This is a genomic window from Duganella sp. CF402 (assembly GCF_900109645.1).
Lineage (GTDB): Bacteria > Pseudomonadota > Gammaproteobacteria > Burkholderiales > Burkholderiaceae_D > Rugamonas.
This window is the reverse complement of the sequence record NZ_FOBG01000002.1, coordinates 461,465-486,645: the sequence shown is the minus strand read 5'-3', so window position 1 is coordinate 486,645 and position 25,181 is coordinate 461,465. Positions and strand designations below refer to the sequence as shown.

Below are 25,181 nucleotides of genomic sequence, written 5' to 3'. Positions count from 1 at the left end.
CATGGCAGACTTGTTCGACAACCCAATGGGCCTGATGGGCTTTGAATTCGTGGAATTCGCTTCGCCGGTGCCGGGCGTGCTGGAAGCGGTGTTCGCGCAGCTGGGCTTCACCAAGGTGGCCAACCACCGCTCCAAGAACGTGCAGCTGTACCGCCAGGGCGGCATCAACTTCATCATCAACAATGAACCGGGCAGCCCGGCCGCTTACTTCGCGGCGGAACACGGCCCGTCGGCCTGCGGCATGGCTTTCCGCGTCCGCAATTCGCACCAGGCTTACCAGCGCGCGCTGGAACTGGGCGCGCAGGCGATGGACATGCAGACCGGCGTGATGGAACTGCGCCTGCCGGCCATCAAAGGCATCGGCGGTGCGCCGCTGTACCTGATCGACCGCTTTGAAGACGGCGCTTCGATCTACGACATCGACTTTGAATTCATCGAAGGCGTGGACCGCCATCCAGTGGGCCACGGCCTGCAGATCATCGACCACCTGACCCACAACGTCTATCGCGGCCGCATGAGCTACTGGGCTTCGTTCTACGAACGCCTGTTCAACTTCAAGGAGATCCGCTACTTCGACATCAAGGGCGAATACACCGGCTTGACCTCGCGCGCCATGACCGCGCCGGACGGCAAGATCCGCATTCCGCTGAACGAAGAAGGCAAGGCAGGCGGCGGCCAGATCGAAGAATTCCTGATGAAGTTCAACGGCGAAGGCATCCAGCACATCGCACTGCTGAGCGAAGACTTGATCGGCACCGTGGACAAGCTGCGCGCCGCCGGCGTGCCGCTGATGACCGCACCACCAGAGACCTACTACGAAATGCTGGAAGGCCGCGTGCCGGGCCACGGCGAAAACGCCGCAGAACTGAAAGCGCGCGGCCTGCTGTTGGACGGCTCGGTGGTGGACGGCAAACCGCGCCTGCTGCTGCAGATTTTCTCGGAAACCCAGCTGGGCCCTGTGTTCTTCGAATTCATCCAGCGCAAAGGCGACGATGGCTTCGGCGAGGGCAACTTCAAAGCCCTGTTCGAATCCATCGAGCGTGACCAGAAACGTCGTGGCGTTATTTAATTAACGTAGCCATTCCGCCGCGCGTTCGGCGATCATGATCGTCGGCGCATTGGTGTTCCCGCTGGTGAGGTTAGGGAAAACCGAGGCGTCGACCACGCGCAAACCTTCCAGTCCATGTACCCGCAGCTGCGGGTCCACCACCGCCATCGCATCGGTACCCATCTTGCAGGTGCCGACCGGATGGTAGATGGTGTCCGCGCGCGAGCGGATCGCCTGTTCCAGCGCCGCGTCGTTGCTGTAATCCACCGGGTAGAGGTCGCGCGGCGCATGCTTGGCCAGCGACGGCGCGCTCGAGAGCGCGTGCGCCTTGCGCGTGCCCGCCATCAGCAGCGCCAGGTCGTCCGGGTGCGACAGGAACTTCGGATCGATGCGCGGCGCAGACAGCGGGTTCGCATCATGCAGCCCCACCTCACCGCGCGACTTCGGCCGCAGCACACACACGTGGCAGGAAAAGCCGTTGCCGTAGCGTAGCTTGCGCGCGTGGTCGTCGACCATCGCGATCAGGAAGTGCAGCTGCAGGTCCGGCCGGTCCAGCTCTGGCTTCGATTTGATGAAGCCCGCTCCTTCCGCAAACGGCGTGGCGATCATGCCTTGCCCCGTCTTGCGCCACTGGTTGATCGCTTTGCCGACGCGTAGCATGCCGCCGGCGGTCAGCCCGAACAAATCCTTCTCATTGCACTGGTATGCCAGGATGTAGTCCAGATGGTCCTGCAGGTTCTTGCCCACGCCGGGCAGGGCGTGATGCACGGCGATGCCGTGGCGCGCCAGTTCCTGCGGATCGCCGACCCCGGACAGCATCAGCAGCTGCGGCGTGTTGAAAGCGCCGCCGGCCAGCACCACTTCGCGCCGCGCGCGGATGGTTTCGGTGACACCACCGCGCCGCACCTCAACGCCGGTGGCGCGCCGCCCGTCGAACAGCACGCGGCTGGCCTGCGTTTCGGTCATCACCGCCAGGTTGCTGCGCTGGCCTATCACCGGATGCAAATAGGCTGCCGCCGCCGAACAGCGCTCGCCGTTGCGCGCGCCGCCGTGGAATTGCGTGACTTGGTAATAGCCCACGCCTTCCTGCTGCGGACCGTTGAAATCGTGATTGCGCGGATAGCCCAATTCCACGCCGGCGCGGATGAAATCCTCGGTGATCGCGCGCGGATTGCGCTGCTCGGACACTTGCAGCGGACCGTCGCCGCCATGCAGCTCGCAGCCGCCGCGCTCATTGCCTTCGGCGCGCTTGAAGTAGGGCAGCACGTCGTTGAACGACCAACCGGTGGCGCCTTGCCGCTCCCAATTGTCGTAGTCCTGGCGCTGGCCGCGTATGTACAGCATGGCGTTGATGGCGCTGGATCCGCCGAGGCAGCGCCCACGCGGCTGATAGCCACGGCGTCCGTTCAAGCCTGGTTGCGGTTCGGTCAGGAAGGCGTAGTTGTTAATCTTCGGCCGGCCCGGCACCATCGCCACCACGGCGGCCGGCGCGCGCACCAGCACACCACGGCCGTCGCCGCCTGCTTCGATCAGGCATACCGACACGGCGGGGTTTTCCGTCAGGCGCGCCGCCAGCGTTGCGCCGCCTGAACCACCGCCTACAATCACATAATCAAACTCCATGCTGGTCTCCTCCATTGAATGCTTTCATGCCGCTGCGGGCATTTGCTTGTGCCGCCAGTTTGCGCTCTGCGGGCGTGGCGTGCGTGCGGTCCCATGCTAGCACCTTCGGCGTCATTAGCCTATGCCACAGCGGCGGGATCAGCGCCACCACGATTGTGGTGAGATAACCGCTGATCATCATCGGCGCATCGGCGAACGGCTTCAGGTCCTGGTAGGGCACTTCGCCCTGCGCGTGGTGGTGCGAGTGGCGCGTCAGGTTGAACATGGTCCATGAGCTGAAGCGGCGGTTGGTGTTCCACGAATGGCGCGGCTGCACCGGCGTGGCCGGATCGCGCACAATGCCGTAGTGCTCCATATAGTTGACCACTTCCAGCAGCGCCTTGCCGGTCAATGCGCACAGCGCGAAGTAGCCAGCGCCGGCCCAGCCGCCGATGGTCCATGCGGCAGCCACCAGCACTATGCTCATGGCATGGCCGCGCAGCACCGCGTTGTGCGGCGAGATTGCACCGAACGCGCCGCGTCCTTCGCGCTTGAGGCGCTTCTTCTCAATCTCCCACGCGCTGACATTGCCCTTGATGGTGGAGGCGACGATATGGAAGTAGACGTTGCGGCCGCGCGGCGCGGTGGCCGGATCTTCCAGTGTGGAGACGTAGCGGTGGTGGCCGTACACGTGTTCGATCGCGAACACGGTGTCGAAGCTGAAGGCCAGCAGCCAGCGGCCGATCAGCATCGACACCGGATCCCAGGTGCGGTGCGTCAGCTCGTGCGCGGTAATGGTGCCGACCATGCCGATCATCAGGCCGGTGAGCAGCACACCGGGGACGGAGTGGGTGCTGGTCACGGCGGTGTACACGATGGCCGCCAGCAGCGGCAGCGCAAGCCACAGCTGGAACGTCAGCACGCCGGGATGGCGGTACGTCGGCGTGCTGAGGTCATCGCCGCCGATGGCGTCGCCGAGGATGTACACGGTCACCACGGCCAGCAAGCCGACCGTGGTGACCATGCCGCCGGCATGCAGCGCCGCCAGCGCCACCAGTCCGATCGCATGGAACAGGAAAAATTTCAGGTAATGGCGCATGGTTTATTGGTCTCCCCATATGTCTACCTCGACCTCGATATCGGTCTGCGCCACGCTCTGGCAGGCGAGGATGTAGCCACGCGCCAGTTCCTCGTCGGACAGCACGTAGCTTGAGCGTGTCAGCTCCTTCACGCGGCCTGACAGCAGGCGGCATTTACAGGTCGCGCACGCGCCGACGCGGCAGCTGTGTGGAAAATAGATCTCGCTGCGCAGGGCGGCCTGCAGCAGCGTCTCCCCCGGTTGTATCGTGACTGGCTGGCCATTGACCTGCGCCGTCACCGTCTCCTGCTTTCTTAAAAACGAAAACATATTTTTATAGTGTTGTGATGTGACCTCAGCATCGTAGGGCGAGCGCCACATCGGCGCGAGGTGGGTTATTGACATTAGATAGTCATTTATTGACAATGACTCATGCGCTCCCAAGACTTCTCGCTCCCCGTCCAATACATCCGCCAGATCGCCGACCAGGTCGCGCGCATGAACGCGGAGATGCCGGCGTCGTTCCGCCGCAAGCATTGGGACAGCCTGCCGGCCGGCGATGTACAGGTGCTGCCGCTGGGGGAGTTTGAACAGCTGGTGCAAGACGCCATCACCGCCACCGCCGAACCGGCGTTCGGGCTGCTGGTGGGGGAACGCATGCAGATCAACAGCCACGGCATGCTGGGCTACGCCGCCATGAACAGCGCCACCCTGCGCGACGCCATCGCGCTGATGGAGCAGTACGTGCAGATCCGCACTTCCCTGGTCCGCGTGCGCCACAGTGTGGCCGATGGCCAGGTGCGGCTGTGCTTCGAGGAAGCCATCCCGCTGCAGCTGCCACTGGTGCGGCGCTCGGTGCTCGACACCATCGTCCAGACCATCAAGAACCTGTTCGACCAAATCACCGCCGGTGCGGTGCGCACCTCGTACGCCAGCTTCCCGTTCGCCGAGCCGCCATACGCCGCGCTGGCGCGCGAGATGCTCGACTGCGAGGTGCGCTACGAGCAGGCCTGGTGCGGCTTCGCGTTTCCGGTCGATGCGCTCGATATCCCACTCAGCATGGCTGATCCGGTCACGCTGCGCCAGGCGGTGCAGGTCTGCCAGCGGGAGTTGGACAAGACCTCGCAGCAGCAAAGCTGGGCCGGCAAGCTGCAACGCCTGTTGCTGGAAACGCAGGGCAGCTTCCCGTCATTGAACGTGGCGGCGCGGCTGCTGAACGTCACGCCGCGCACCCTGCACCGGCGGCTGGTGGAGGAGGGCACGTCCTATCGCGCCGTGATCGACGAAGTGCGGCAGTTGCTGGCGGCCGAACATTTAAAAGTCGGCAAACTGTCCGTCGATGAAATAGCGTTCACGCTCGGCTACACCGATACCGCCAATTTCAGGCGCGCCTTTATCCGCTGGACCGGCATGTCACCGTCCGCTTTTCGCGATCAGGCTGAACGCTGACAGGTCGGCCGCGCGGCTATCTCCGCAATAACGCATGGCCAGCGCTTCGCCCACGGCAGCGGAGTGTTTGAAACCGTGGCCGGAACAAGCTGACACCATCGTTACGCCCGGCAGTTCGGGATGTTCGTCAATCAGGAAGTTGAAGTCCGGCGTGATGGTGTAGGTGCAGACTTTGGACTTGAGCAGGCGCCTTGACACGCCCGCCAGTCGTCCGGCCACGTGGCGCTCGTACATGGCGTCGGCATCGGCCTGGCTGATGCTGCGGTCCAGCTGATCCGGATCGCAAATGTCGGTATAGGCCTCGGTGGCGATCTTGATCGCGTTCTCGCCGGGGATGGGCGGGAAACCGTAGCAGCTATCGGTATCGCCATCGAACAGGATGTAGACCGGCGCATCGGCCGCAAAGCGCTGCGGTTCATCGAGCTCGAACCAATACAGCTTCTGGCGGCACACCTTCAACAACTGCTGCAACGGCCCGCCCAGCAGGCCTGCACTCCACATGCCTGCACATGAAATGACGCGGTTGGCCGTCAGCGTACCGGCGGCGGTGTGCACCTGAACGCCACCCGCAAACGATGCAATCGACGTGGCAGGCCGGTTCGGGAATAAATCCGCGCCCGCCTGCCGCGCCAGTTGCAACTGTACCTCGATCGCGCGCTCGGGCCGCACATAGCCAGCGCCAGGTTCGTAGTAGCCCAGCGCATGCGGACCGTAGCCGGTGAACTGCGGGAAGCGCTGCGCAATCGCCGCCGCATCCAGCAACTCGTGGGCAATCCCGAAGCGCTGCGCCAGCGCGGCGGTCTGGCCGGCAAAATCCGCCGTACCGTGGCCGCGCGCGGCGACGCGGCTGTCGCTCAACATCAGCATGCCGCAGGTCTCCAGCAGCGGCACACCGCTGCGCGCTTCCAGCTCACGCCAGATGCGATGCGCATTCAGCGCCAGCGGCACGTAGGCCGCGCCCTCGCCAATCGCCTGCCGCGTGATGCGCGTATCGCCATGACTGGAGCCCTGGTCGTGCGGCGGCGAAAACTTGTCGATCCCCGCCACCCGCACGCCGCGCTGCGCCAACTGATACAACGTCGCCGCCCCGAACGCGCCCATGCCAATCACAATGACGTCGTAGTGCATCGCATCCTTTTCGTGTGTCTGCAAAATGACGGCTATTGTGCCACGCTACCCTTCGGTTTTTCTAGTCACGGCCACGGACGAATTGCAGCGCAGTGCGGGCGACACGGGTGCCCAAATGTTCGGCAGTTTTCAGGTCCGATGCCGATGGCGCCAACTCGGCGCCCTGGTCGGCATTCGATTGCGCCGCCGCGCCGATGAAAAATCCCAGCCGGTTTAAATCCTCTTCGCTGCCCTTGCTGGAGTTATTTCCCGGCGGCAGGCCAAGATTCACCCAGTGCATGCCATGCTGCGCGGCGAAGATGAAGAGCTGCTGCAGGGTGGCCAGCTTGTCGCCCGAGCGCGAGGCCGAGTTGGTGAACCCGGCGGCCAGCTTGTCCTTCCATTTGCCGCCCGTCGCATACACCGTGCGCGACGTGGCGTCCTGGAACGCCTTGAATTGCGCGGAAGGCCCGCCCATATACGTCGGCGCGCCGAAGATGATGGCGTCGGCTTTTTCCAGTTCGGCCCACGGCGCCTCGGCGCCGTCCACCGCATAAATTTCTGCGCTGACGCCGGCCACCTGGCTGGCGCCATGATGGACTGCTTCGGCCTGGCGTTTGGTGTGGCCATAGCCCGAGTGATACACCACCGCGACAATTGCTTTGGTCATACAGTACTCCTGGTAGTTGAAGACGAAAGCACAGCATAAGATGCTGGCTGGCGTTGTCATACCCACTAAAGAGTGGCCTCTTTCTTATGGCAGAGAGGCCCGGCCGCGTCGCCGCTATCAAGCGATGACGCGCGCGATAGCTGATATCACAAATCACGGTTGGTGCTTTGGGATGGATGGGTTTATTCTGGCTCGCAAGTCAAACGTTTAACTTCCGGTGAAGAATATGCATCCTGATCGATTGCCGTTGCGCGCCTTGCTGCCTGTGTGCCTTGCGCTGCAAGCCTGTGCTGTGTATGGGGCGCCGCTGCAGCCCGCCATCGGCGTGCGCAGCAAGGCGGTGCTGAAGGTGGATGGCCTGGCGTTCCGCGATGCCAACGGCAATGGCCGGCTCGACCCCTACGAGGACTGGCGCCTGCCGGTGCCGCAGCGCGTCGCCGACCTGCTTGGCCGCATGAGCATGCAGGAAAAGGCGGGCATGATGTTGATCGACACGCTCAATGCCGGTTGCGGCGGTGCCTTGCCGCCGCAGGCGCCGGCGCTGGTCGGCGGCGAGCACATGACGCGCTTCATCCTGCGCAACCTGGTGGTGGGCGAGCCCGCTGCGTGCGGCGCCGATGGCGGCGGCATGAACGGTGCGGCGGTGACACCGGGCCAGATGGCCGGCTTCGTCAATGCGGTGCAGGCATTGGCCGAGTCGCAGCGGCTTGGCATCCCGGTGCTGTTCAAGAGCAATCCGCGCAATCACGTCGAGACCGACCCGCGCTTCGGCATCGGCAGCGGCGCAGGCGTGCTGAGCGAGTTTCCCAAGGAGCCCGGCATTGCGGCAGCCGCGCTCGGCGTCGGCAGCATGGCGCCGGTGCGGGCGTTGGCCCGCGTGACAGGACAGGAATGGCGTGCGCTGGGCATACGCGGCATGTATGGCTACCAGGCCGATCTGGCAACCGAGCCACGCTGGCATCGCGTGCACGAAACCTTTGGCGAGAACGCCGATCTCAGCGCCGATATCCTCACCGCGCTGGTGGAGGGATTGCAGGGCGGCCCGCTGAACCCGGCGTCGGCGGTGGCGCTCACCATCAAGCACTTCCCCGGCGGCGGACCGCAAGAGGACGGGCTCGACCCGCACTATTCGTTCGGCAAATCGCAAGTGTATCCGGCCGGGCAGTTCGAGTATGCGCTCAAGCCGTTCAAGGCCGCCATCAAGGCTGGCGTGTCGTCGATCATGCCTTACTACGGCGTGCCGCGCCGCTTGCGCTACGACGGCGTGGACTATCAGGAGATCGGGTTCGCCTTCAACGCGCAGGTGGTCAACCACCTGCTGCGCGATCAGCTGGGCTTCAAGGGCAATGTCAATTCCGATACCGGCATAGTCAGCGATCGCGCGTGGGGGCTCGAGCAGCTGACCGTGCCCGAGCGGATTGCGGCGGCGGTCAATGGCGGTACGGACGTGCTGTCCGGCTTCCACCAGGGGGCGACGGTGTCGGCGCTGGTGGACGCCGGGCTGGTGACGGCGCAGCGCATCGACCTCGCGGTGACGCGCTTGCTGAGCGAGCAGTTTCAGCTTGGTCTGTTTGAAAATCCCTACGTCGATGCGCAGCAAGCCGACGCGGTGGTGGGCAGCGCGGCCAATCGCGCAGCGGGCTTGCAGGTGCAGCAGCAGTCGGTGGTCCTGCTGCAAAACGGCGTGAAGGGCGGCGCACCACTGCTGCCGTTCAAGCCGGGGGCGGCGCTGTACACGATGGGGGTCTCCAGGGCCGAGGCGGAGCGCCACGGCTACCGCGTCACCGACGGCACGGTGGCGCAAGGACAGGCGCGGCCCAGCGCGGCCGGCCACGACTATGCGTTGATCCGTGTACTCGTCAGCAACGTCAACACCGGCGGCTACCGCACGCGCGGGGCCGACAGCGGCGCCGACCCGGCCAGGCTGAATCCGCGCACCGGCAAGGTATGGGGCGCGCAAGATGGCTGCGAGCTGGCCCCGGCGCGCAACCTGCGCTGCGCCGATGATGCGGAATTTGTGCCGGGCCGCGCGATGGGACTGATCTTCGGCGGTGCGCTGCCGTGGGAAGTCAACAGCCTGTCGTTCTCGGCGATGGCGCAGGCGCAGTCGTGGCGCATCTCGCCATCGCTGGCGGAGATCCAGGCGGTGATGGGCGAAGTGGGCGCGGCAAACACGGTGCTGGACATCTATTTCCGCAATCCCTACGTGTTGGACGACGCCAGCGGCCTGCGACATGCGGGTGCGCTGGTGGCGACCTTTGGCGTCTCCGACCGCGCGCTGCTGGACGTGTTGAGCGGCCAGGCCCAGCCGCAGGGCAAGCTGCCGTTCGCACTGGCGAATCGCTTGCAGGCCGTAATCGATAACGATCCCGATGCGCCAGGCTATCCGGCCGGCGACACCTTGTACCCGTTTGGCTTTGGCCTGGACTATCGGTAGAATCAAGCGCCCCGCTTGCCTGGAGGCAGCCTTGGGCGCTAAGCTATGGCATGAACCAGCCTGCCTCGCCCTCCCGGGTCGACCTCTACATGATCGTCGGCACCATCTGCCTGCACGGGGCCATGATGATGGCCAATGAACTGTTCTTCCGCCGCGCCGAGTTTTTACAAGGCATAGGCTGGATTTACCTGCCTGCCGGAACGCGCCTGTTATGCACGCTGATGTTTGGCAGGGCAGGGGCGATAGGGCTGCTCATATCGGGCTGGTTGGCCTGCTACTGGTACTACTTCCCCGGCGACGTCCTGCGGGCCACGACCGGCACGATTGCCGGGGCGATCGGGCCGTACCTGGTTTATCTGGCCGCGCAATCGCGCTTCGGCTGGCAGGCATCGCTGGCCAGCCTGACGCCCAGGCGCTTGCTGCTCTGCGCGCTGGGCTGCTCAATCGCGAGTCCCGTGCTGCATCACCTGTGGTTCTCCATCCACGGGGAGGAGAACTTGCTGCCGGGCCTGATCGTCATGATGATCGGCGACTTGCTGGGGACCCTGATCGTGCTGTACACCGCCAAGTGGCTGCTATCGTTGCTGCCTGTGCCGCAGCGGCAATAGCCGGTGTGCTAAAATTTGTAGCAATATGACGCCTCCTAAACGACCTGCCGATATTTACCTGCGCTTCCTGCAGCTTGCGGACGCCTTGCGCGGTTTGCCGTCCTTGTCGCCGCTGGATCCCTTGGAAGAACGCATCCTGGCGATCGTGGCACTGGCCGGCCAGGAAGACCAGCGCCTGTCCGTGCGCGACATGATGGGCAAGAAGGAACTGGGCGCGCCGGCCACGGTCCATAACCGCCTGACCTCCATGCGCGAAAAAGGCTGGCTCACCTTGACCGATACCGAAGACACCCGCCGCAAGCAAGTCGAGCTCACCCAGGAAGCCCTGAAATACTTCGACAAGCTGTCCAGGTGCATGGTGAAAGCCACCGCCACCAACTGATCTTTCATTTGCATTCCCTGTCTGTCTCAGGTAAATTGCTCTAAAATTTAGATCAATTTTGGGTGAGCTATGACAGAGAAGCAGGATACAACGCAAAAGGAAGCGGCCATCGCGCAGGCCTACGCGGCCTACCTGCGCGCACTGGCCGCCAAGGATCAGGGCGCCACAAAAGCACCGGTCACTAATTTCCCGCCGGTGATGAAGACCAGCAGTTGAGAAGGCCAGCATGTATCCAAACTACATGCCACTTCAACAAGACCCTGCCTGACGCAGCAGCCTCCCGGGGCCGTTACCCTCCCAAAGTACAACGCTTGCACTTTTCCCAAATTGAAAAGTGCAAGCGTTTCTCCATTTTGTGTAAAGCCTGACCAGTTGATAGTCGCTATGCTGGGCATCAAGATGTTTGAAAACTACAAACGTCTAAAAAAATAATGGATTGCACAGTGATCCGACAACAACTGGAGATAGTAAAAATGCGACGTGTCAAAAGCCTCGTGACAACAGCGGCGGGCGTCAGTACGCTCGTCATCGGATCAGCCGCGCAAGCGCAATCCGCACCCAACGCCGAATCCACCTCGATGACTGAAGTGCTGGTCACTGGTTCGCGCGTCAGCCTGGGCAGTCAAAGCCCCACACCACTCACCTCGGTCAGCACGGACGAATTACTGACCAACAAACCGGGCAGCATTTCGGATGCGCTCAATGAACTGCCCATCTTTGCCGGCTCGCGCGGACAAAACGGCAATCCCGGCAACGGCACCACCAATAACTCTGGCAACCTGCAGAACCTGCGCGGCCTGGGCTACCCGCGCACGCTGATCCTGTGGGATGGCCACCGCCTGCCTGCCACCACGCAGGACCAGCTGGTCGATACCGATATGATTCCGCAGATGCTGCTGCGCCGCGTGGATATTGTCACCGGCGGTGCCTCGGCGGTGTACGGCTCGGATGCGGTGGCCGGTGTCATCAACTTCGTCACTGACACCAAATTCACCGGCGTCAAGGTGCAAGCCATCGGCGGCGTGTCGACCTATGGCGACGACAAGACGGCCGACCTCGGCATCGCCGGCGGCACCGATCTGTTCGGCGGCCGCGGGCACGTGATTGCCAGCTTCCAGTACCGCAACGATCCGGGCGTCCTGTACCGCACCGACCGTCCCTGGGGCGAGCATCAGTGGACCGTGCAGGGCGCGGGAACCGCCGCCAATCCATATCATCTGGTCGACAACACCCGCATCGCCACCTCGACCTATGGCGGCCTGGTACGCAATGGGCCGCTGGCCGGCATGAACTTCGCCACGGACGGCGTGCTGAGCCCACTCAAGCACGGCACCGCCAGCGGCAACGCCACCTATGAAAGCGGTGGCGACGGCGCCTACTACAACGGTTCGCTGCGCGGCGCGATGCGTTCGAATCAGGCCTTCGTCCGCACCGACTACGATTTCACCGACACGGTACACGGCTATCTCGAAGCCAGCGCCACTGACAACCGCACGCAGAACTTCGGCGCCTACAATGCCTTGCTTAACGGCGCCACGCTCAGTGCCAGCAATCCTTTCCTGGCCCAGTCCTATCGAGATCAACTGGCGGCTGCCAATGTCACCAGCTTCAACGTGGCAAAGGTGTTTGCCGATGCGCCGCGCATCAATACCTACGGCAAGAGCGACCAGTACTTCCTAGCTGGCGGCTTGAAGGGGGAGTTTGACAACAGCTGGAAATGGGACGTCTCCGGCACCAGCTCCAAAGCCAAGCTGCTGACCCGCAATGATAACAACTGGAACACCCAGCGCCTGGCGGCGGCACTCAACGCCGTCGTCAATCCGGCCACCGGCCAGATCGTATGCGCGGCTTCGCTGACCAATGCTGCGTATTCCAACTGCGTCCCGTTGAATCTGTTCGGCCCTACCGCCAGCAGCGCCGCAGCCATCCAGTACATCACCCAGGCCACTTCGTTTGAAGTGGAGAACACGCTGAACGAAGTCGAAGCGACGCTCTCCGGTTCGCCATTTGCGACCTGGGCAGGTCCTGTGGATGTCGCGGTCACCGGCCAATGGCGCCGCCAGACCTACGCCCTGACCAGTGACGCCGTGCCAACCGACAAAGCCAATTGCACCGGCATCACCTACAACTGCAGCGCCACCACCTTGCTGTATCCGAATCCTACGCTGGCGCCGCGTTCGAAAGTGGCGCAGACGGTCAAGGAGCTGGCCGGTGAATTCGAGGTGCCGCTGGCGAAGAATGCCAGCCTGGCCAGGAATCTCAACCTGAACCTCGCCGCCCGCTACACCGATTACGACACCAGCGGCCAGGCGTGGACCTACAAGGCGGGCGCGGATTGGGAAATCAACGACCAGCTCAAGCTGCGCACCAGCTATTCACGCGACATTCGTGCGCCGAACCTGAACGACCTGTTCCAGGCCGGCACCACCAACGCCGGTTCCTTCACCGACCTCCTGACCGGCCAGAGCCCGACCGTTCCCGTCACCGTCAGCGGCAACCCTAACCTGAAACCGGAAGTGGGCAAGACCATCGCCGCCGGCTTCGTGATCAAGCCTAAGTTCATTCCAGGCTTCAGCGCGTCGCTCGACTACTTCAACATCAAGGTGCTGGACGCCATCACCAACATCCAGGGCACCAATCCATCGGTGCAGGCGGCCTGCTACGCCAGCGGCGGTACCTCGCCATACTGCGCGCTGCAAACCCGTCCGCTGGGCTTCAGCAACACCAGCGCCGCCAATGCCGTGACGTCGTTCACCAACACCGTCATCAACATCGGCAGCATGACCACCCGTGGTTTCGATTTCGAAGCCAACTACCGCACCAAGCTGTTCGACAATCCCCTCGGCCTGCGCATGCTGACCACCTACCAGCCGCATATCGTGTATGAAACGCCGGGCCTGGCGACGGTGGACATGGGCGGCGTCGGCTTCAGCTCGAATGCGCTGCAGGCCAGCGCCAGGATCCGTGGCACCTTCTTCATCAACTACAAGGTGCGCGACCTGTCGATCGATATCAGCGAGCGCTGGCGCAGCCGCCTGGCCTTCACCGGCGATCCGACGCAGATCGTGTCGTCGCCTGATGCGCCGGCCATTGCCTACACCAACCTGAACCTGGGCTGGGATGTCAAGTTCGGCGGCAGCCGCACGGCGCAGCTGTTCTTCAATGTGTCCAACCTGTTCAACCGCCAGCCGCCGCCGATTGCTTTCCTCGGCGCGAATGGTGCGGTCGGCACCTTCGGCGGCTTTGCCCAGGGTGATGACCCCTTGGGACGCTACTTCACCGTCGGCCTGCGCATGAAGCTATGAAAACACTTGCTCTGATTGCGCTGGCAACCGCCTGTGGTTGCGTGATGGCCGAATCGGTCCAATACCGGATCGATCCAAGCCATACGTACCCCAGCTTCGAGGCCGACCATAAGGGTGGCCTGTCCATCTGGCGCGGAAAATTCAATAAAACCAGCGGCAGCGTTACGCTGGACCGCGAGGCCAAAACCGGTGCGGTCGATATCAGCATCGACACCGCTTCGGTGGACTTTGGCCACGCGGCCTTGAATACCCACGTGAAAGGACCGGACATCCTGGACGCGGCGCAGTTTCCGGCCGCCGTCTACAAGGGCAGCATCGTGTTCAACGGCGACACCCCGGCCGCCGTTGAAGGCCAGCTGACGCTGCACGGGGTGACGCGGCCGGTGCGCCTGACCATCGACAGCTTCCTGTGCAAGCCTGATGGCCTGAGCAAGGTGGAAGTGTGCGGCGCCGATGCGCGGGGCAGCTTCGACCGTGCCGAGTTCGGCATCACCTTCGGCAAAGGCTTCAAGACCGAAACGCTGCTGCGCATCCAGGTTGAGGCGCAGAAGGTACAGTAGCAGCGGATTCATGCGCTGAAGAACCTAAAGGAACAAGCAATGGGCAGCAAACGCTACACATGCAAGTTGGCGATCATCTTCGTCACGGTACTTCCACTGGCCGCCACGGCGCAGACCGCGCCGGATGTCGGGCACGTGGCCGAACTCGCCGCCGCGCTGGTGGAACCGGCGCAGGCCAAGGCGCTGACCGTGACCAGCCCGGCGTTCGCCAACGGCGGCCAGATCCCGCTCGATAACACGCAGTATGGCGCCAACCGCTTCCCCGGCCTGCGCTGGTCGGCCGGGCCGCGCGGCACCGTGTCGTATGCGGTGATCGTGCAGGGCGATCCGCGTGGTGATGGCAAGGCCGTCAGGACGTCGATTCATTTCACGGCGATCAACCTGTCGGCCGGCGTTACCAGCCTGGCGGCCGGCGTGAGCAAGCTGCCGGCCGGCGCCAGTTATGGTCCCAATGTGCATGGCCCCGGCGAGTCTTATGCCGGGCCGCACGCGCACACGGCGCAGCAGCAGCCTTACCACTTCCAGGTCTTCGCCCTGAATACCAAGCTGCCGTCAGACCCCGCGCTGACCTTCGAGCAGGCGGTCGGCGCCATGCAAGGCCACGTGCTGGCCAGCGGCGATCTGATCGGCATGTCCGCCAAGCCGTCCAGCGAGGAGTATGCCAAAGCTGTGCCAACCGAGTCCGGTCTGGTGAGCGGCACCGTCGGCCGCGATGCATCGGTGACGGTCTACAAAGGCATTCCTTATGCTGCGCCGCCCGTGGGCGCGTTGCGCTGGCGCGCACCGGCGCCGGCGCAAGCCTGGTCCGGTGTCCGCAAGGCCGACAAATTCGGCAATACCTGCCCGCAGCCGGTGGATGCCGAGACTTCGGCGGACAGCATGAGCGAGGACTGCCTGACGCTTAACATCTGGACCGGCGCGGGTGCTGAGCGCGAACCGCGCCCAGTGCTGGTGTGGATATATCCGGGTGGCTTCATCGCCGGCAGCGGCGCGCATCCCTTGTTCGATGGCGAAGGACTGGCGCGCAAAGGCGTGGTGGTGGTCACCTTCAACTATCGCCTTGGCGCGCTGGGCTTCCTGGCCACGCCGGAGTTGAGCAAGGAGTCTGGCCACAACGCCTCCGGCAACTACGGTTTGCTGGACGATATCGCCGCGCTGAAGTGGGTGCAGCGTAACATCGCCGCGTTTGGCGGCGACCCCAGGCGCGTGACCATCGCTGGTGAATCGGCGGGCGCGGGCTCGGTCGGATTCCTCGCAGTGTCGCCGCTGGCCAAAGGCCTGTTCCGTCACGCCATCGCCGAGAGCCATGCACGCGATCCGCGCGATCCGGAATTGCGCTACCTGTCGGTGTCGTATCGCCAGTTGAAGCCGGCGGAGGAAGCGGGAGCGCGCTACGCCGAAAGCAAAGGCGTGCGCGATCTGGCGGCGCTGCGCGCGCTGCCGTGGCAGCAGATCGTCGAAGGCAGCAATACCATCGACCCCGGCATCGAGACACTCAGTGCCGGCAAGCCGCCGCTGTTCCGGCCCGTAGTCGACGGCTGGGTGCTGCCGAAGACTTACAGCGCAACCTATGCCGCGCATGCGCAGAACAAAGTGATCTTCGTCGCCGGCAGCAATCGCGACGAAACCGGCGCCGTGCCGGAAACCGCGTTCGCCGCGCTGCGTGCGCGTACCGGGCCGCCGCGCGCCGGCTCGCCGCAGGTCAATGTCACGCTGGAGGCGTTCCGGAAAAGTGCGAATGCCAAGTTCGGTGCGTTGGCGGAGGAATTCCTCAGGCTCTATCCGGCGACAGACGATGAACAGGCCGCGCGTGCCAGCAACGACGCGGCACGCGACAACTCGCGCATCTCGACCTGGTCTTGGGCGCGCAGCTGGTCGCAAGGCTCGGGGCATCCGGTGTACACGTATTTCTGGAACCATGCGCCGCCGGGGCCGGATGCAGCCATGCGCGGCGCCTACCACGGATCGGAGATCAACTACGCGCTGGGCAATCTGTATGCCACCGACCGTCCGTGGACCGACGACGACCATCGCATTGCCGACACCATGTCCAGCTACTGGGCCAATATCGTCAAGACCGGAAATCCGAACGGTCCCGGTCTGCCGGAGTGGCCGGCCTACGACGCCAAGGCAGCTGCGGTGATGCGGCTCGGCGACGAGTGGGGCCTGATGCCGATCGCCACGCCGGAGCGCACCGACTTCTGGCTGCGCTTCTTCGCTACCCAGAAACCGTGGTAAGGAGATGAGGATGAAAGCACTACTCATCGCCGCGCTGGCATGTGGATCGGCCGCCGCACAGACCTCGGCAACGATCGATACCACGCTGATTACGCAACCGGAAGCGCTGTCGCTGGCGCAAGCCGCCATCCGGGCGTGCCAGGCGCGCGGCATGTCGGTCAACGTGCAGGTGGCGGATGCGGAAGGCCATCTGCGCGTGGCGCTCGCCAGCGACAACGCCACGTTGGCCGGGTTGAACACGGCGCCGCAAAAGATCGCCGCCGTGCTGGCCTTCCATGCCTCGACCCGCGAGCTGCAAACGAGGGCAGGCAGCGATCCCGCCTTTGCCGCGCAATACGGCAAAGATACCCGCTATCACTTTTCGCCCGGCGGCCTGCCGATCTACAAAGCAGGAAAATTCGTGGCGGTGATCGCGGTCGGCGGCGGCCGCACCGTCGACGAAGACTGCGCGACCGAAGCGTTAAAGATACTGCCGTGGGCAAAGATCAGTCCGTGAATCAAAGCGGGGCCAATATATATAGCTGTGTAAACTCACTTCAACTTCTTTATTTTCGGTAGCTTATTGCAAACGATCGACTGTAATTAATTCTGGTTTGTGATTTTCTGTTAGATTTTCCGTGTGGAAATATGCCTAGAATGGCCTGAAGGCGTCGGGATTTACTGTCCTGATGTCGAGTATTCAATAAAGTTTCTTTATTTTCAGGTACTTAGGTAGGTGTTGTTTTGATAAATATATTTGCTTGATTGATATCGATTAAATCGAGCTGTTTTATTTATTTAAATAGCCCACGCGGATATTTATGGAAAAACTCAGCCAAAAATCCTTTCTCTGGATATTGCAGGGTATTTGTGCGATACACCGGAAACCCTTTTCTGCAGAGTTGGCGCAGCAGCAGCTGGCTGCCCCATATACGGTGGATGCGCTGCAAAAGGCATTAGGCGTTTTTGGCTTTGACGCGGCTAGCCGCAGTGTCAAGGCGTTGCACCTGCATCAGGAAGCTTTTCCTCTGATGGCCTGGATGAGCACGCAAGAAGAGAACGTTGAAGCAGCGCTTAGCCCAGCATTGATACTGCAGGCTGATCAGGTGAGTGTGCTGGTGGCGGAGGCCGGTGATGCGACGCGATAATCGGCTGCGAAACTTCCGTTGTTTCTATTTCATCCGGCTTAAAAGGGCTAAGCTTCCAAATAGCGAAAGACTATCTTGTAGAACACCCTGAGGCAAAAAAATATACCGATAAAGACGGTAATTCATTTGTCGCAAAACCAGAGATGCCGTATGAGCTTTATATGAACTGCCACGCACCCGGATCAGAGTGCGAGGCTTTTGTATTCAGCAAAAAACACGAATTTGAATACATGATGCTTTTTCCATCTGAGGCGGTTAATCATACGGATGATATTATTAATTCAATAGAGAAAATGCTCGGAAAGTGGGAAATTAAATAAATTTAAATCATAATCCAGGGGAAGAACATGATGGCTGGCCAAGAAAATCGACGTGCGTTTACTGAAGAGCAAATTGCGAATATTAAGAAGATGCTCAAAGACCGCGGGCTACTCGCAGCCAACGGAGAAAAAGTGGTTGACACAACGAAGCTGCCAGTCAAAGCCGGGCTTTTCTCGGATATTTATAACGAAATATGGAAGTTGCTCCAGGGCGCTGATGTGAACGGCAAGACTGTCGACGCGCAGACCAGATATTGGTTTTCCAAAGCTGCGCCGATCAATGCCGCTGATGTCGCCCATGAGCCGGCAGTCAGCTATATCAAGGGGGTTACCCAGTACGGCCTGGAATACAGGCACAAATTGAACGGCTATACCCAGACGCAAATCAATGAGCACTTGCAGCAGACCTCCAACCTGATTGGCGAAAAAGTCCTCAATCAGATTTTGAACTTGAAGGGCGTTCCTGCGTTTGCATCAATGATCAGCAACGATATCAGCGCTGCCATCGACAGTTCTTCGCTATCGCCCGATTTTCAGCAGGATATCGGAGGGTGGGGCGGCTCTTTCTATTACTGGAAAGCGCCGCTTAATTTCGGGACGCCGGACGAATCTAGCGTTGGTGATGTGATCATGTATGGTGGCACGTCGAAGAATCTGAAACGCACAATGGTAGAGTTTGATTGGGCTAACGGAAATGCGCTTTTGGACTTTGAGTTGACGACCCTGTCTCAGGGGGTGGAGTCCATCGGCTGGCTAGCGAAGTTACATGTCCAGGATAGTTTCCGCACTCTGCTGAAGGCTGGCGATAATGTGTGGACTGCCTTGGGCACGGTGACGGGAGCCCAAGCGCCGGCGATGGTGAAGCTGGGAGTGAAGATGGAAGCAGATCTACTCGCGGTGTCGCGGGCAATGACTGGCAAATTGGTTCCCGGACCGCAGTCCCAGCCTTCAGCTGCGCCCCGGGTATCTTATTCTGTCGACGGCAATCTGAACGGCATAACGGCAACCTACGCGGATAAAAGTCAGTTCACCATCAGCTATGGGGCGGGCAACACCGGGACAGCGAGCTGGATGGATGCGGCGGGTAATAAAGGTTCAGCGATCGTTGACGCGGATGGCCGCTTTGTCGTCAATGAGCATTATGCAGACGGTCAAAATGAGTCGGTGGTATTCGATGTCAATGGCGACGTTGACTACGTCAAGGGGTTGGTTGTTGCTGCACAAATCGGCGATAACGATCAGGGCTCTTTAATCGGCGGCACCGGCGATAACGAATTTCACTTAGCCACCTTGACGGACGGCGAAACGGATGCCATCAGTGATCTGGACGGTATCGGCACTCTCTACGTTGGTAACAGCGCGATTACTGGCGCGAATGCCCATCTTGCTGCCGACGTCAATACCTGGACCGACAGCTCTGGCATGACATATCAGTTTGAGGCGATGACACCGGGGGCATCGATCGGTACCTTGCTGGTATTTGGCGGGCTGGTCGGCGATGGCCGGATAAAAATTGACGATTTCGATATTGACCAAGCGCAGACTGGCGAGAACGGTTATCTGGGCATCAAGCTGAGAGAACGAATCGCACTCGAGACGGATTCCTGGGCGGCGCCGCTGGATCAGGCCGGGACGCCCGAGGCAGTGAATACCTCGACGATAGGCCTGGGACAAGGTGTGAAGATTTCGGTTTCCGCGCAGTCGAGCGCCTCCTACAAAGCCCGTATCCAGCTCGACCAGCAAGTGCTGCATGACCCGCAGGGCAAGCCCTTGCGCCTGACGCCCGGCATGCAGGTCATCGTCGAGATCAACCAAGGCAGGCGCACGGTGCTGCAGTATCTGTTGTCGCCGGTGCAGAAAACGGCTGCAGAAGCGGGGCATGAGCGATGAAGCCAAATATTGGTTTTCCAACATGGAAATTTTATTTGAAAGAGTCTGTATGAAGCACTTCCACTGCAGTTGTCGTCGACATTGGCTTGGCTTGATTACGGCCATGTTGGTTATTGTCGGTCACCCTCAAGTTGCGGCAGCCAGTTTCCACTGCGGGCGCGCCGTCACTGAAGTGGAGCAGCAGGTCTGCACCAATGCGGAATTGTCGAGGCTTGACGAAGACGTGGCCTGGCTGTACGCGCGGACTGCGCCGGCGGCAAAGTCATCCGCCAAGCTCGCGCAGCTGAAATGGCTGCGGGAGCGTAACCTTTGTGCTGATGAGGCTTGCTTGCGAAACGTCTATGTCGGACGCATACGCTCGCTATTGATGTCAAAGGATTTATTGATTCCTCCCAGCCCGGGAGACGAGCCCGGTGAAACGCGCCTGACCCTGAAGAACGGCTGGGTTCCCACTAATAGTCCTTGGTCGGAGGTGAGCGGCCAGCCAGAAGATCAGTTGTGTCGCGCAGCGGAGTCGCACATGAATCATTACGCCGCCGACTGGCGGCGACATAATGTGGTGTTGCTTGATAACCCATGCGTCACTGCCAGCCTGACTATTCCGGGGATGGAACCGCCTCCTTGGCGGCACCTCGTCGCCGCAGATCACCTTGCATTGATTGCCAAACTACTCAGGCTGTCGAGTGAGGGGGCACAAGCATATTTTGCACCGAACCCGCCCGCTGGGAGTCGAAGTGACGCCTTTTACCGCGACGCTGCCGCGAAGTTCGTGACTGACGGCGGCCAGTTGCTGGCGTGGACCACGCCACTATTCACAGCAGTGACCGATGCGCGCACGAACGAAACGATCAATACTGCTCAACAGCAGCAGACGGTCGTGCAGATGCGGAAGTCGACGCGGACATGGCGCGACTCTGTCGCCACGGAGACCTGCCGGCCCGCTGATTGGACCGACAGCGCATTCATGGTCGAAAACGACCTAAGCGGACCTGCGCCTGTCTATGTCCAGAGTTTGGCGGAGGCCACTGTCATGCGATATCAAGGTGCGCCGGTATTCCTTCGCCACTATTCCAGCCAGTTCTTGATTGATGATACCGAGTCAGCCTTTGGGGGCACACGCTGCAACCTGTCAGCGATAACACAATAAGGGACACGTCGCCTCTTCGAGCGCGATCCACAACAAGAAAGTTGAAACCTTCAACTTCGACGGACTGGTGAGTGCATTCGATGCGGCGCGTACCGCCAATCCATCGCTGACCAGTTGGGCGTTGTCACCCTCGCTCAGCAGCTACTACCTGAGTGGTAGCGACAGTGCAGCCCTTGGTGGCGATCTGGCGTACCAGTATGCGAAGAATGGCAATCTATCCAGTCTGAGCATGACGCCAGCCGATACCCTGCTGACGGCGTCGCAATTCGGTAGCGCCGGTCAGGCACTGCAGGCAGGAAGCGCGTTGCAGGATCTGACGCCGCGTCTGATGTAACGCATGGCGTCCATGCTGTCCGGATTGGCCCGTCGATCCGGACAGCGTGGAATATGTCTGGAAGCCCGTCGATAGGATCTATTGGTCGGGGCGAGAGGATTCGAACCTCCGGTCTCCACGTCCCGAACGTGGCGCTTTACCGGACTAAGCTACGCCCCGACTGTGCTTTTATTACATCAGATTTTCGGGCGCGTTTCAACTGGGCGCCCGAATTCCCGAGTATTACAGTTTGCTATCCACTTTCAGATACGCTTGCAGCGCGGCCACCGCCATCGCGTGGTCTTCCGCGCCCGGCAGGCCGCTGACGGTCAGCGTGCCGATGCGGCCTTTGCCTTTAACCACCAGCGGGAACGAGCCGCCGTGCGCCGCGAAATCCTTCATGTCCAGTCCCGGCAGCGCGTCGTAGTCGCCGCCATTGTTCTTCACTTCGGTATGGGTGTAGAACGAGCTGTGGCCGGTGCGGTTGACCAGGTTGCTCTTGCGGCGGATCCAGTTGGCGTTGTCGGCATTGGTGCCCGGCATGCCGTGGTAGAACAGCATGGTGCCATCCTGCGTGATGTTGACGGCGACTGATTTGCCGGCCGCGCGCGCCAGCTCGATCACCTTCATGCCCAGCGCCAGTGCGGTGTCGTTGCTGAAGCTGTCGAATTGCAGCAGTTCTTCCTGACGAATCAGCGTGGACAGTTCTACTTTTTGTTCCATTGAGGCTCCTGTGAGTTGATCCAGCGCGGCCGAGACGTACACCAGCGGCGCATTCCAGTTGATGGCGATTTCATTGCTGGCGTAGCTGCATACGTGATCGAGATACGAGGTGGCGGGCAGCTTGGCCGGGTAGGGCACCGGGCAGTCTTTCTTGTCCTGCTGGCCGGCCTGCGGACCGCCGACCAAAAAGCCCGGCACCGGCGCGGCCACTTTGTCCGCTTCCGACGGACGATGATGCGGATGCATGGCCGGCCGCGCGCCGATGCCGGTGACGAAGGAGTAGCCGGTGGCGTTGCGGCCCAACACGTAGTCGAGGCCCGATTGCGCCGCGTTCAGATACTCGGCCTTGCCGTTCAGGCGATAGCCTTGCAGCAGCATCATGGCCTGGTTCAGTACCACGGCGTTGCTGCCCCAGACGAAGTCCTGCTCCTGCATAGCCACGCGGTAGGCGGAGTTGCGCCACTGTGCGGCGAGATTGGCGGCCAGGCCATCGATGCGGCTTTCGATCAGCTGGCGGTCGGCCGCAGGCGTCAGGTGCGCGCGGTGCTGCGCCAGCGAGATCCACGCCAGGCCGCCGACGTCGCTCCATCCCGGCGTGCCAGCCGCCAGCTGGTCCGCTTTGATGGCGCGGTAGTAGCTGTCCTTGCCAGTGCCGATGTACAGTTCCGCCGCCGCCCAGGCGAATTCGTCGTCGAGGCGGGCGTCGCCATATTCGCCGGTCTTGATGTCGGACGGGTTGCGGAACACCACGGCCGGATTGGCTTGCGCCCATTGCCACGCCGCTTCCGCCGCCGCCATCATGCGTGCCGACAGGCCGGGGCGCTGCTGTTCGTAGGCTTTGAAGATGCGGCTGGCGGTCGCCATCGTGGCCGCGAAGTCGAGTGCTGCGGCGGTGCTTTTCTGGACCACGTAGCGCGGCGTGGCTTTGACCTGGTCCGGCATCTCCATGCCGTCGAAGGATTTGTTGGTCAGTTTGTGATACACCCCGCCGTCATTGGGGTCCTGCATGGTCAGCATCCAGTCGAGATTCCACAACGCTTCGTTGAGAATGTCCGGCAGGCCGTTGCCCGTCTCCGGGAGGTTGAGGTTTTGCCTGGCGAAGTATTGCGGGAAGTGTTCGTACGCGGCCAACAGGGTGTAGGTCGAGATGCCGGAGTTGACGATGTATTTGTTGTAGTCGCCGGCGTCATACCAGCCTTTGGCGCTGGCCAGCACGCTGCCTTCCGGCCGCTGCTTCGATGCCGCCGATGCGTGCACCAGCACTTTGTCGTCCGGGTGTCCAGCCGGCCGCGCGTAGACGCCGGCGTATTTTTCCGGCAGGGCGATGCTGGCGCGGTTCATGTAGTAGGCCCGGATGGCTGCCGCGTTGAGGCCACGGTAGGCGTCGGCGCGGATGACGAAGCGGTCGGACAAGTCCTGGCCAGCGATCTTGATGCGGTAATCGCCCGGCGTTTTGAGCGCCGAGAAGTCTGCCACCCGCACGGTTTCCGCCGACATTTTCCACACTGCCGGCGCACCGAGCTTGCCGCTGAAAACCGTCTTGCCGGTGTCTGCCGCTACGATGTCGAAGCTGGCGGCCGCGCCGTCCGTTACCACGGCCAGTTTTTCCGACTGCGGCTCAAAACCCAGTTGGTTGACGCGGATGGCGGCGTGGCTGTCGGTTGCCGCGGCAAGGCATAGCAGTGGAAGTAGTGGACGCAGTGTGGCAAATTTCACTATGGAGTCTCCGTTTTAATGTTTTATGAAAGCGTTTTCATAATACATCAAGCGCCGCTGGGATAAACTTTGCGCTCACCTTTTATCCAAGGAGTTTTGATGCGTATTCAAACTGGCATGACCATTGCCGCCGCCTGCTTCGCCACCTGCGCCAGCGCCGCGCCTACCCTCGTCGCCGTGCAGTGCGGCCAACTGTTGGATACGCAAGCCGGCAAGCTGCTCGGCGAGACCACGGTGATCATCGATGGCAAGCGCATCACGCAAGTGGTGGCCGGCCGCCAGGCGCCCGCCGGCGCCACGGTCATCGATCTGGCCGGCCAGACCTGCCTGCCGGGACTGATCGACAGCCACACCCACCTCACCAGCCAGACCAGCCCCACCGGCTACTCCGACCAGTTCCGCTGGAATATCGCCGACTACGCGATTCGCTCCACCAATTACGCGCGCATCACGCTGCTGGCCGGCTTCACCACAGTGCGCAACCTGGCAGACAACGCCAACACCTCGATCTCGCTGCGCAACGCCATCAACGCTGGCGCGATTCCTGGCCCGCGCATCTTCACCGCCGGTACGGCAGTCGGCTCCACCGGCGGCCACGCCGATGACACCGACGGTTACCGCGCCGACCTGATGGCCGACCACGGTCCCAAGGACGGCATCATCAACGGCCCGGCCGACGCATGGAAAGCCGTGCGCCAGCACTACAAGGACGGCGCGGACCTGATCAAGATCATGCCGTCCGGCGGCGTGCTCGATGAGAGCAAGAGCGCCGACAACGCGCAGATGACGATCGAGGAAATCAAGGCTGTCGTCGCCGCCGCGCACGACTACGAAATGACGGTGGCCGCGCACGCGCACGGCGCCGAAGCGATCCGCCGCGCCGTCATCGCCGGCGTCGATTCGATCGAACACGGCACCTATCTGAACGACGAGGACATCAAGCTGATGAAGGAACACGGCACCTATCTGGTTCCGACCATCATTGCTGGTAAATATGTCGAGAGCAAAGCCAAGGTGCCGGGCTACTTCCCGCCGCAAGTGGCGGTGAAGGCCGCCGCCATCGGCCCGCTGCTGCAGGGTACGGCCGGCCGCGCCTACAAGGCCGGCGTGAAGATCGCTTTCGGCACGGACTCGTCGGTCTACCCGCACGGCGAGAACGCCAAGGAATTCGGCTACATGGTGGACGCGGGCATTCCGCCGCTGGCCGCGATCCAGTCTGCCACCACGCAAGCGGCCGCGCTGCTCAAGCAGGACAAGGATCTGGGCAGCATCAGCGTTGGCAAGTTTGCCGATCTGGTGGCGGTGCCGGGCAATCCGCTGTCCGATATCAGCTTGATGACCAAGGTCGGCTTCGTGATGAAGGAGGGCGTGGTCTACAAGCGCGACAACCAGCAGTTGCCGTTCAGCGCCAGCGCCGAAGAGGGTGTGGCGCCGAAGGACGTCGACTACGGCCTTTGATGC

General features: G+C 61.9%; 21 protein-coding genes and 1 tRNA gene. 15 read left to right on the top strand and 7 right to left on the bottom strand.

Translation table 11 applies throughout. The features are described 5' to 3' along the window. Nucleotide 1: 1 nt before the first annotated feature. Nucleotides 2-1,069: a 4-hydroxyphenylpyruvate dioxygenase gene (gene hppD / locus BMZ70_RS20205; protein ID WP_092278770.1), complete on the top strand. Its 1,068-nt coding sequence runs from the start codon at nucleotides 2-4 to the stop codon at nucleotides 1,067-1,069. Here the strand turns inward: hppD and BMZ70_RS20200 are convergent, their stop codons facing one another. From BMZ70_RS20200 to BMZ70_RS20190, 3 genes are read right to left on the bottom strand one after another with little or no spacing between them, the layout of a single operon-like run. Next, nucleotides 1,070-2,671, bottom strand: a complete 1,602-nt coding sequence (locus BMZ70_RS20200) for a GMC family oxidoreductase (protein WP_092278757.1) — start codon at nucleotides 2,669-2,671, stop codon at nucleotides 1,070-1,072. It abuts the gene before it with no gap. Beyond that, nucleotides 2,661-3,749, bottom strand: coding sequence for an alkane 1-monooxygenase (locus BMZ70_RS20195; RefSeq protein ID WP_092278755.1), 1,089 nt, complete (start codon nucleotides 3,747-3,749; stop codon nucleotides 2,661-2,663). Before BMZ70_RS20195 ends, BMZ70_RS20200 begins: the two co-directional genes overlap by 11 nt. 3 nt (nucleotides 3,750-3,752) lie before the next feature. Next, on the bottom strand, nucleotides 3,753-4,133 hold the full coding sequence (locus BMZ70_RS20190) for a 2Fe-2S iron-sulfur cluster-binding protein (RefSeq protein ID WP_229205517.1): 381 nt from the start codon (nucleotides 4,131-4,133) through the stop codon (nucleotides 3,753-3,755). A gap of 27 nt (nucleotides 4,134-4,160) precedes the next feature. Between BMZ70_RS20190 and BMZ70_RS20185 the strand changes: the two genes are divergently transcribed. Further along, nucleotides 4,161-5,177 carry an AraC family transcriptional regulator gene (locus BMZ70_RS20185; protein WP_092278753.1) on the top strand — a complete coding sequence of 339 codons (1,017 nt, stop codon included), beginning with the start codon at nucleotides 4,161-4,163 and terminating at the stop codon, nucleotides 5,175-5,177. Here BMZ70_RS20185 and solA read toward each other — a convergent pair. Together solA and BMZ70_RS20175 are read right to left on the bottom strand one after the other, a co-directional pair. Beyond that, nucleotides 5,142-6,329 (bottom strand): N-methyl-L-tryptophan oxidase, encoded by a 1,188-nt coding sequence (gene solA, locus BMZ70_RS20180; RefSeq protein ID WP_229205516.1) that lies wholly within the window; start codon nucleotides 6,327-6,329, stop codon nucleotides 5,142-5,144. The genes BMZ70_RS20185 and solA overlap by 36 nt on opposite strands. A gap of 37 nt (nucleotides 6,330-6,366) precedes the next feature. Continuing rightward, complete coding sequence (locus tag BMZ70_RS20175) at nucleotides 6,367-6,954, bottom strand: flavodoxin family protein (protein WP_092278749.1); 588 nt, start codon at nucleotides 6,952-6,954, stop codon at nucleotides 6,367-6,369. Between the two features lie 226 nt (nucleotides 6,955-7,180). On the opposite strand from BMZ70_RS20175, the gene BMZ70_RS20170 reads away from it, so the two are divergent. The 12 genes from BMZ70_RS20170 (at nucleotide 7,181) to BMZ70_RS28105 (ending at nucleotide 21,302) form a co-directional block, all read left to right on the top strand. Beyond that, nucleotides 7,181-9,391, top strand: a complete 2,211-nt coding sequence (locus tag BMZ70_RS20170; protein WP_092278747.1) for a glycoside hydrolase family 3 protein — start codon at nucleotides 7,181-7,183, stop codon at nucleotides 9,389-9,391. A gap of 50 nt (nucleotides 9,392-9,441) precedes the next feature. After that, a complete protein-coding gene (locus BMZ70_RS20165; RefSeq protein ID WP_229205515.1) occupies nucleotides 9,442-9,999 on the top strand; it encodes a hypothetical protein in 558 nt (185 codons plus the stop codon). A gap of 25 nt (nucleotides 10,000-10,024) precedes the next feature. Further along, nucleotides 10,025-10,381 carry a MarR family transcriptional regulator gene (locus BMZ70_RS20160; RefSeq protein WP_092278745.1) on the top strand — a complete coding sequence of 119 codons (357 nt, stop codon included), beginning with the start codon at nucleotides 10,025-10,027 and terminating at the stop codon, nucleotides 10,379-10,381. A gap of 69 nt (nucleotides 10,382-10,450) precedes the next feature. After that, entirely contained in the window at nucleotides 10,451-10,597 is a 147-nt protein-coding gene (locus BMZ70_RS28410) for a hypothetical protein (RefSeq protein ID WP_165403610.1), read from the top strand. Between the two features lie 257 nt (nucleotides 10,598-10,854). Continuing rightward, a complete protein-coding gene (locus tag BMZ70_RS20155; RefSeq protein ID WP_165403611.1) occupies nucleotides 10,855-13,686 on the top strand; it encodes a TonB-dependent receptor domain-containing protein in 2,832 nt (943 codons plus the stop codon). Then, the gene (locus BMZ70_RS20150; RefSeq protein ID WP_092278741.1) at nucleotides 13,683-14,246 is read left to right on the top strand and encodes a YceI family protein; all 564 of its coding nucleotides are present in this window, start codon (nucleotides 13,683-13,685) and stop codon (nucleotides 14,244-14,246) included. Before BMZ70_RS20155 ends, BMZ70_RS20150 begins: the two co-directional genes overlap by 4 nt. A 39-nt stretch (nucleotides 14,247-14,285) precedes the next feature. Next, on the top strand, nucleotides 14,286-16,484 hold the full coding sequence (locus tag BMZ70_RS20145) for a carboxylesterase family protein (RefSeq protein ID WP_092278739.1): 2,199 nt from the start codon (nucleotides 14,286-14,288) through the stop codon (nucleotides 16,482-16,484). Nucleotides 16,485-16,494: 10 nt separating this feature from the next. Further along, nucleotides 16,495-16,980: a GlcG/HbpS family heme-binding protein gene (locus BMZ70_RS20140; RefSeq protein WP_165403612.1), complete on the top strand. Its 486-nt coding sequence runs from the start codon at nucleotides 16,495-16,497 to the stop codon at nucleotides 16,978-16,980. Between the two features lie 304 nt (nucleotides 16,981-17,284). Further along, on the top strand, nucleotides 17,285-17,611 hold the full coding sequence (locus tag BMZ70_RS20135) for a hypothetical protein (protein ID WP_092278735.1): 327 nt from the start codon (nucleotides 17,285-17,287) through the stop codon (nucleotides 17,609-17,611). A 347-nt stretch (nucleotides 17,612-17,958) separates the two neighbouring features. Then, complete coding sequence (locus tag BMZ70_RS20130) at nucleotides 17,959-19,821, top strand: putative HlyD family type I secretion protein (protein WP_092278733.1); 1,863 nt, start codon at nucleotides 17,959-17,961, stop codon at nucleotides 19,819-19,821. Next, nucleotides 19,811-20,968: a lysozyme inhibitor LprI family protein gene (locus tag BMZ70_RS20125; protein WP_092278731.1), complete on the top strand. Its 1,158-nt coding sequence runs from the start codon at nucleotides 19,811-19,813 to the stop codon at nucleotides 20,966-20,968. Before BMZ70_RS20130 ends, BMZ70_RS20125 begins: the two co-directional genes overlap by 11 nt. Nucleotides 20,969-21,035: 67 nt before the next feature. Next, the gene (locus BMZ70_RS28105; protein WP_130301095.1) at nucleotides 21,036-21,302 is read left to right on the top strand and encodes a hypothetical protein; all 267 of its coding nucleotides are present in this window, start codon (nucleotides 21,036-21,038) and stop codon (nucleotides 21,300-21,302) included. Nucleotides 21,303-21,384: 82 nt separating this feature from the next. Here the strand turns inward: BMZ70_RS28105 and BMZ70_RS20120 are convergent. Both BMZ70_RS20120 and BMZ70_RS20115 read right to left on the bottom strand, forming a co-directional pair. Beyond that, a tRNA-Pro gene (locus BMZ70_RS20120) sits at nucleotides 21,385-21,461 on the bottom strand. A 63-nt stretch (nucleotides 21,462-21,524) separates the two neighbouring features. After that, a complete protein-coding gene (locus tag BMZ70_RS20115) occupies nucleotides 21,525-23,720 on the bottom strand; it encodes a heme-degrading domain-containing protein (protein WP_229205514.1) in 2,196 nt (731 codons plus the stop codon). 99 nt (nucleotides 23,721-23,819) lie between these two features. On the opposite strand from BMZ70_RS20115, the gene BMZ70_RS20110 reads away from it, so the two are divergent. Further along, on the top strand, nucleotides 23,820-25,178 hold the full coding sequence (locus tag BMZ70_RS20110; RefSeq protein ID WP_092278727.1) for a metal-dependent hydrolase family protein: 1,359 nt from the start codon (nucleotides 23,820-23,822) through the stop codon (nucleotides 25,176-25,178). The last annotated feature ends 3 nt before the right edge of the window (nucleotides 25,179-25,181 follow it).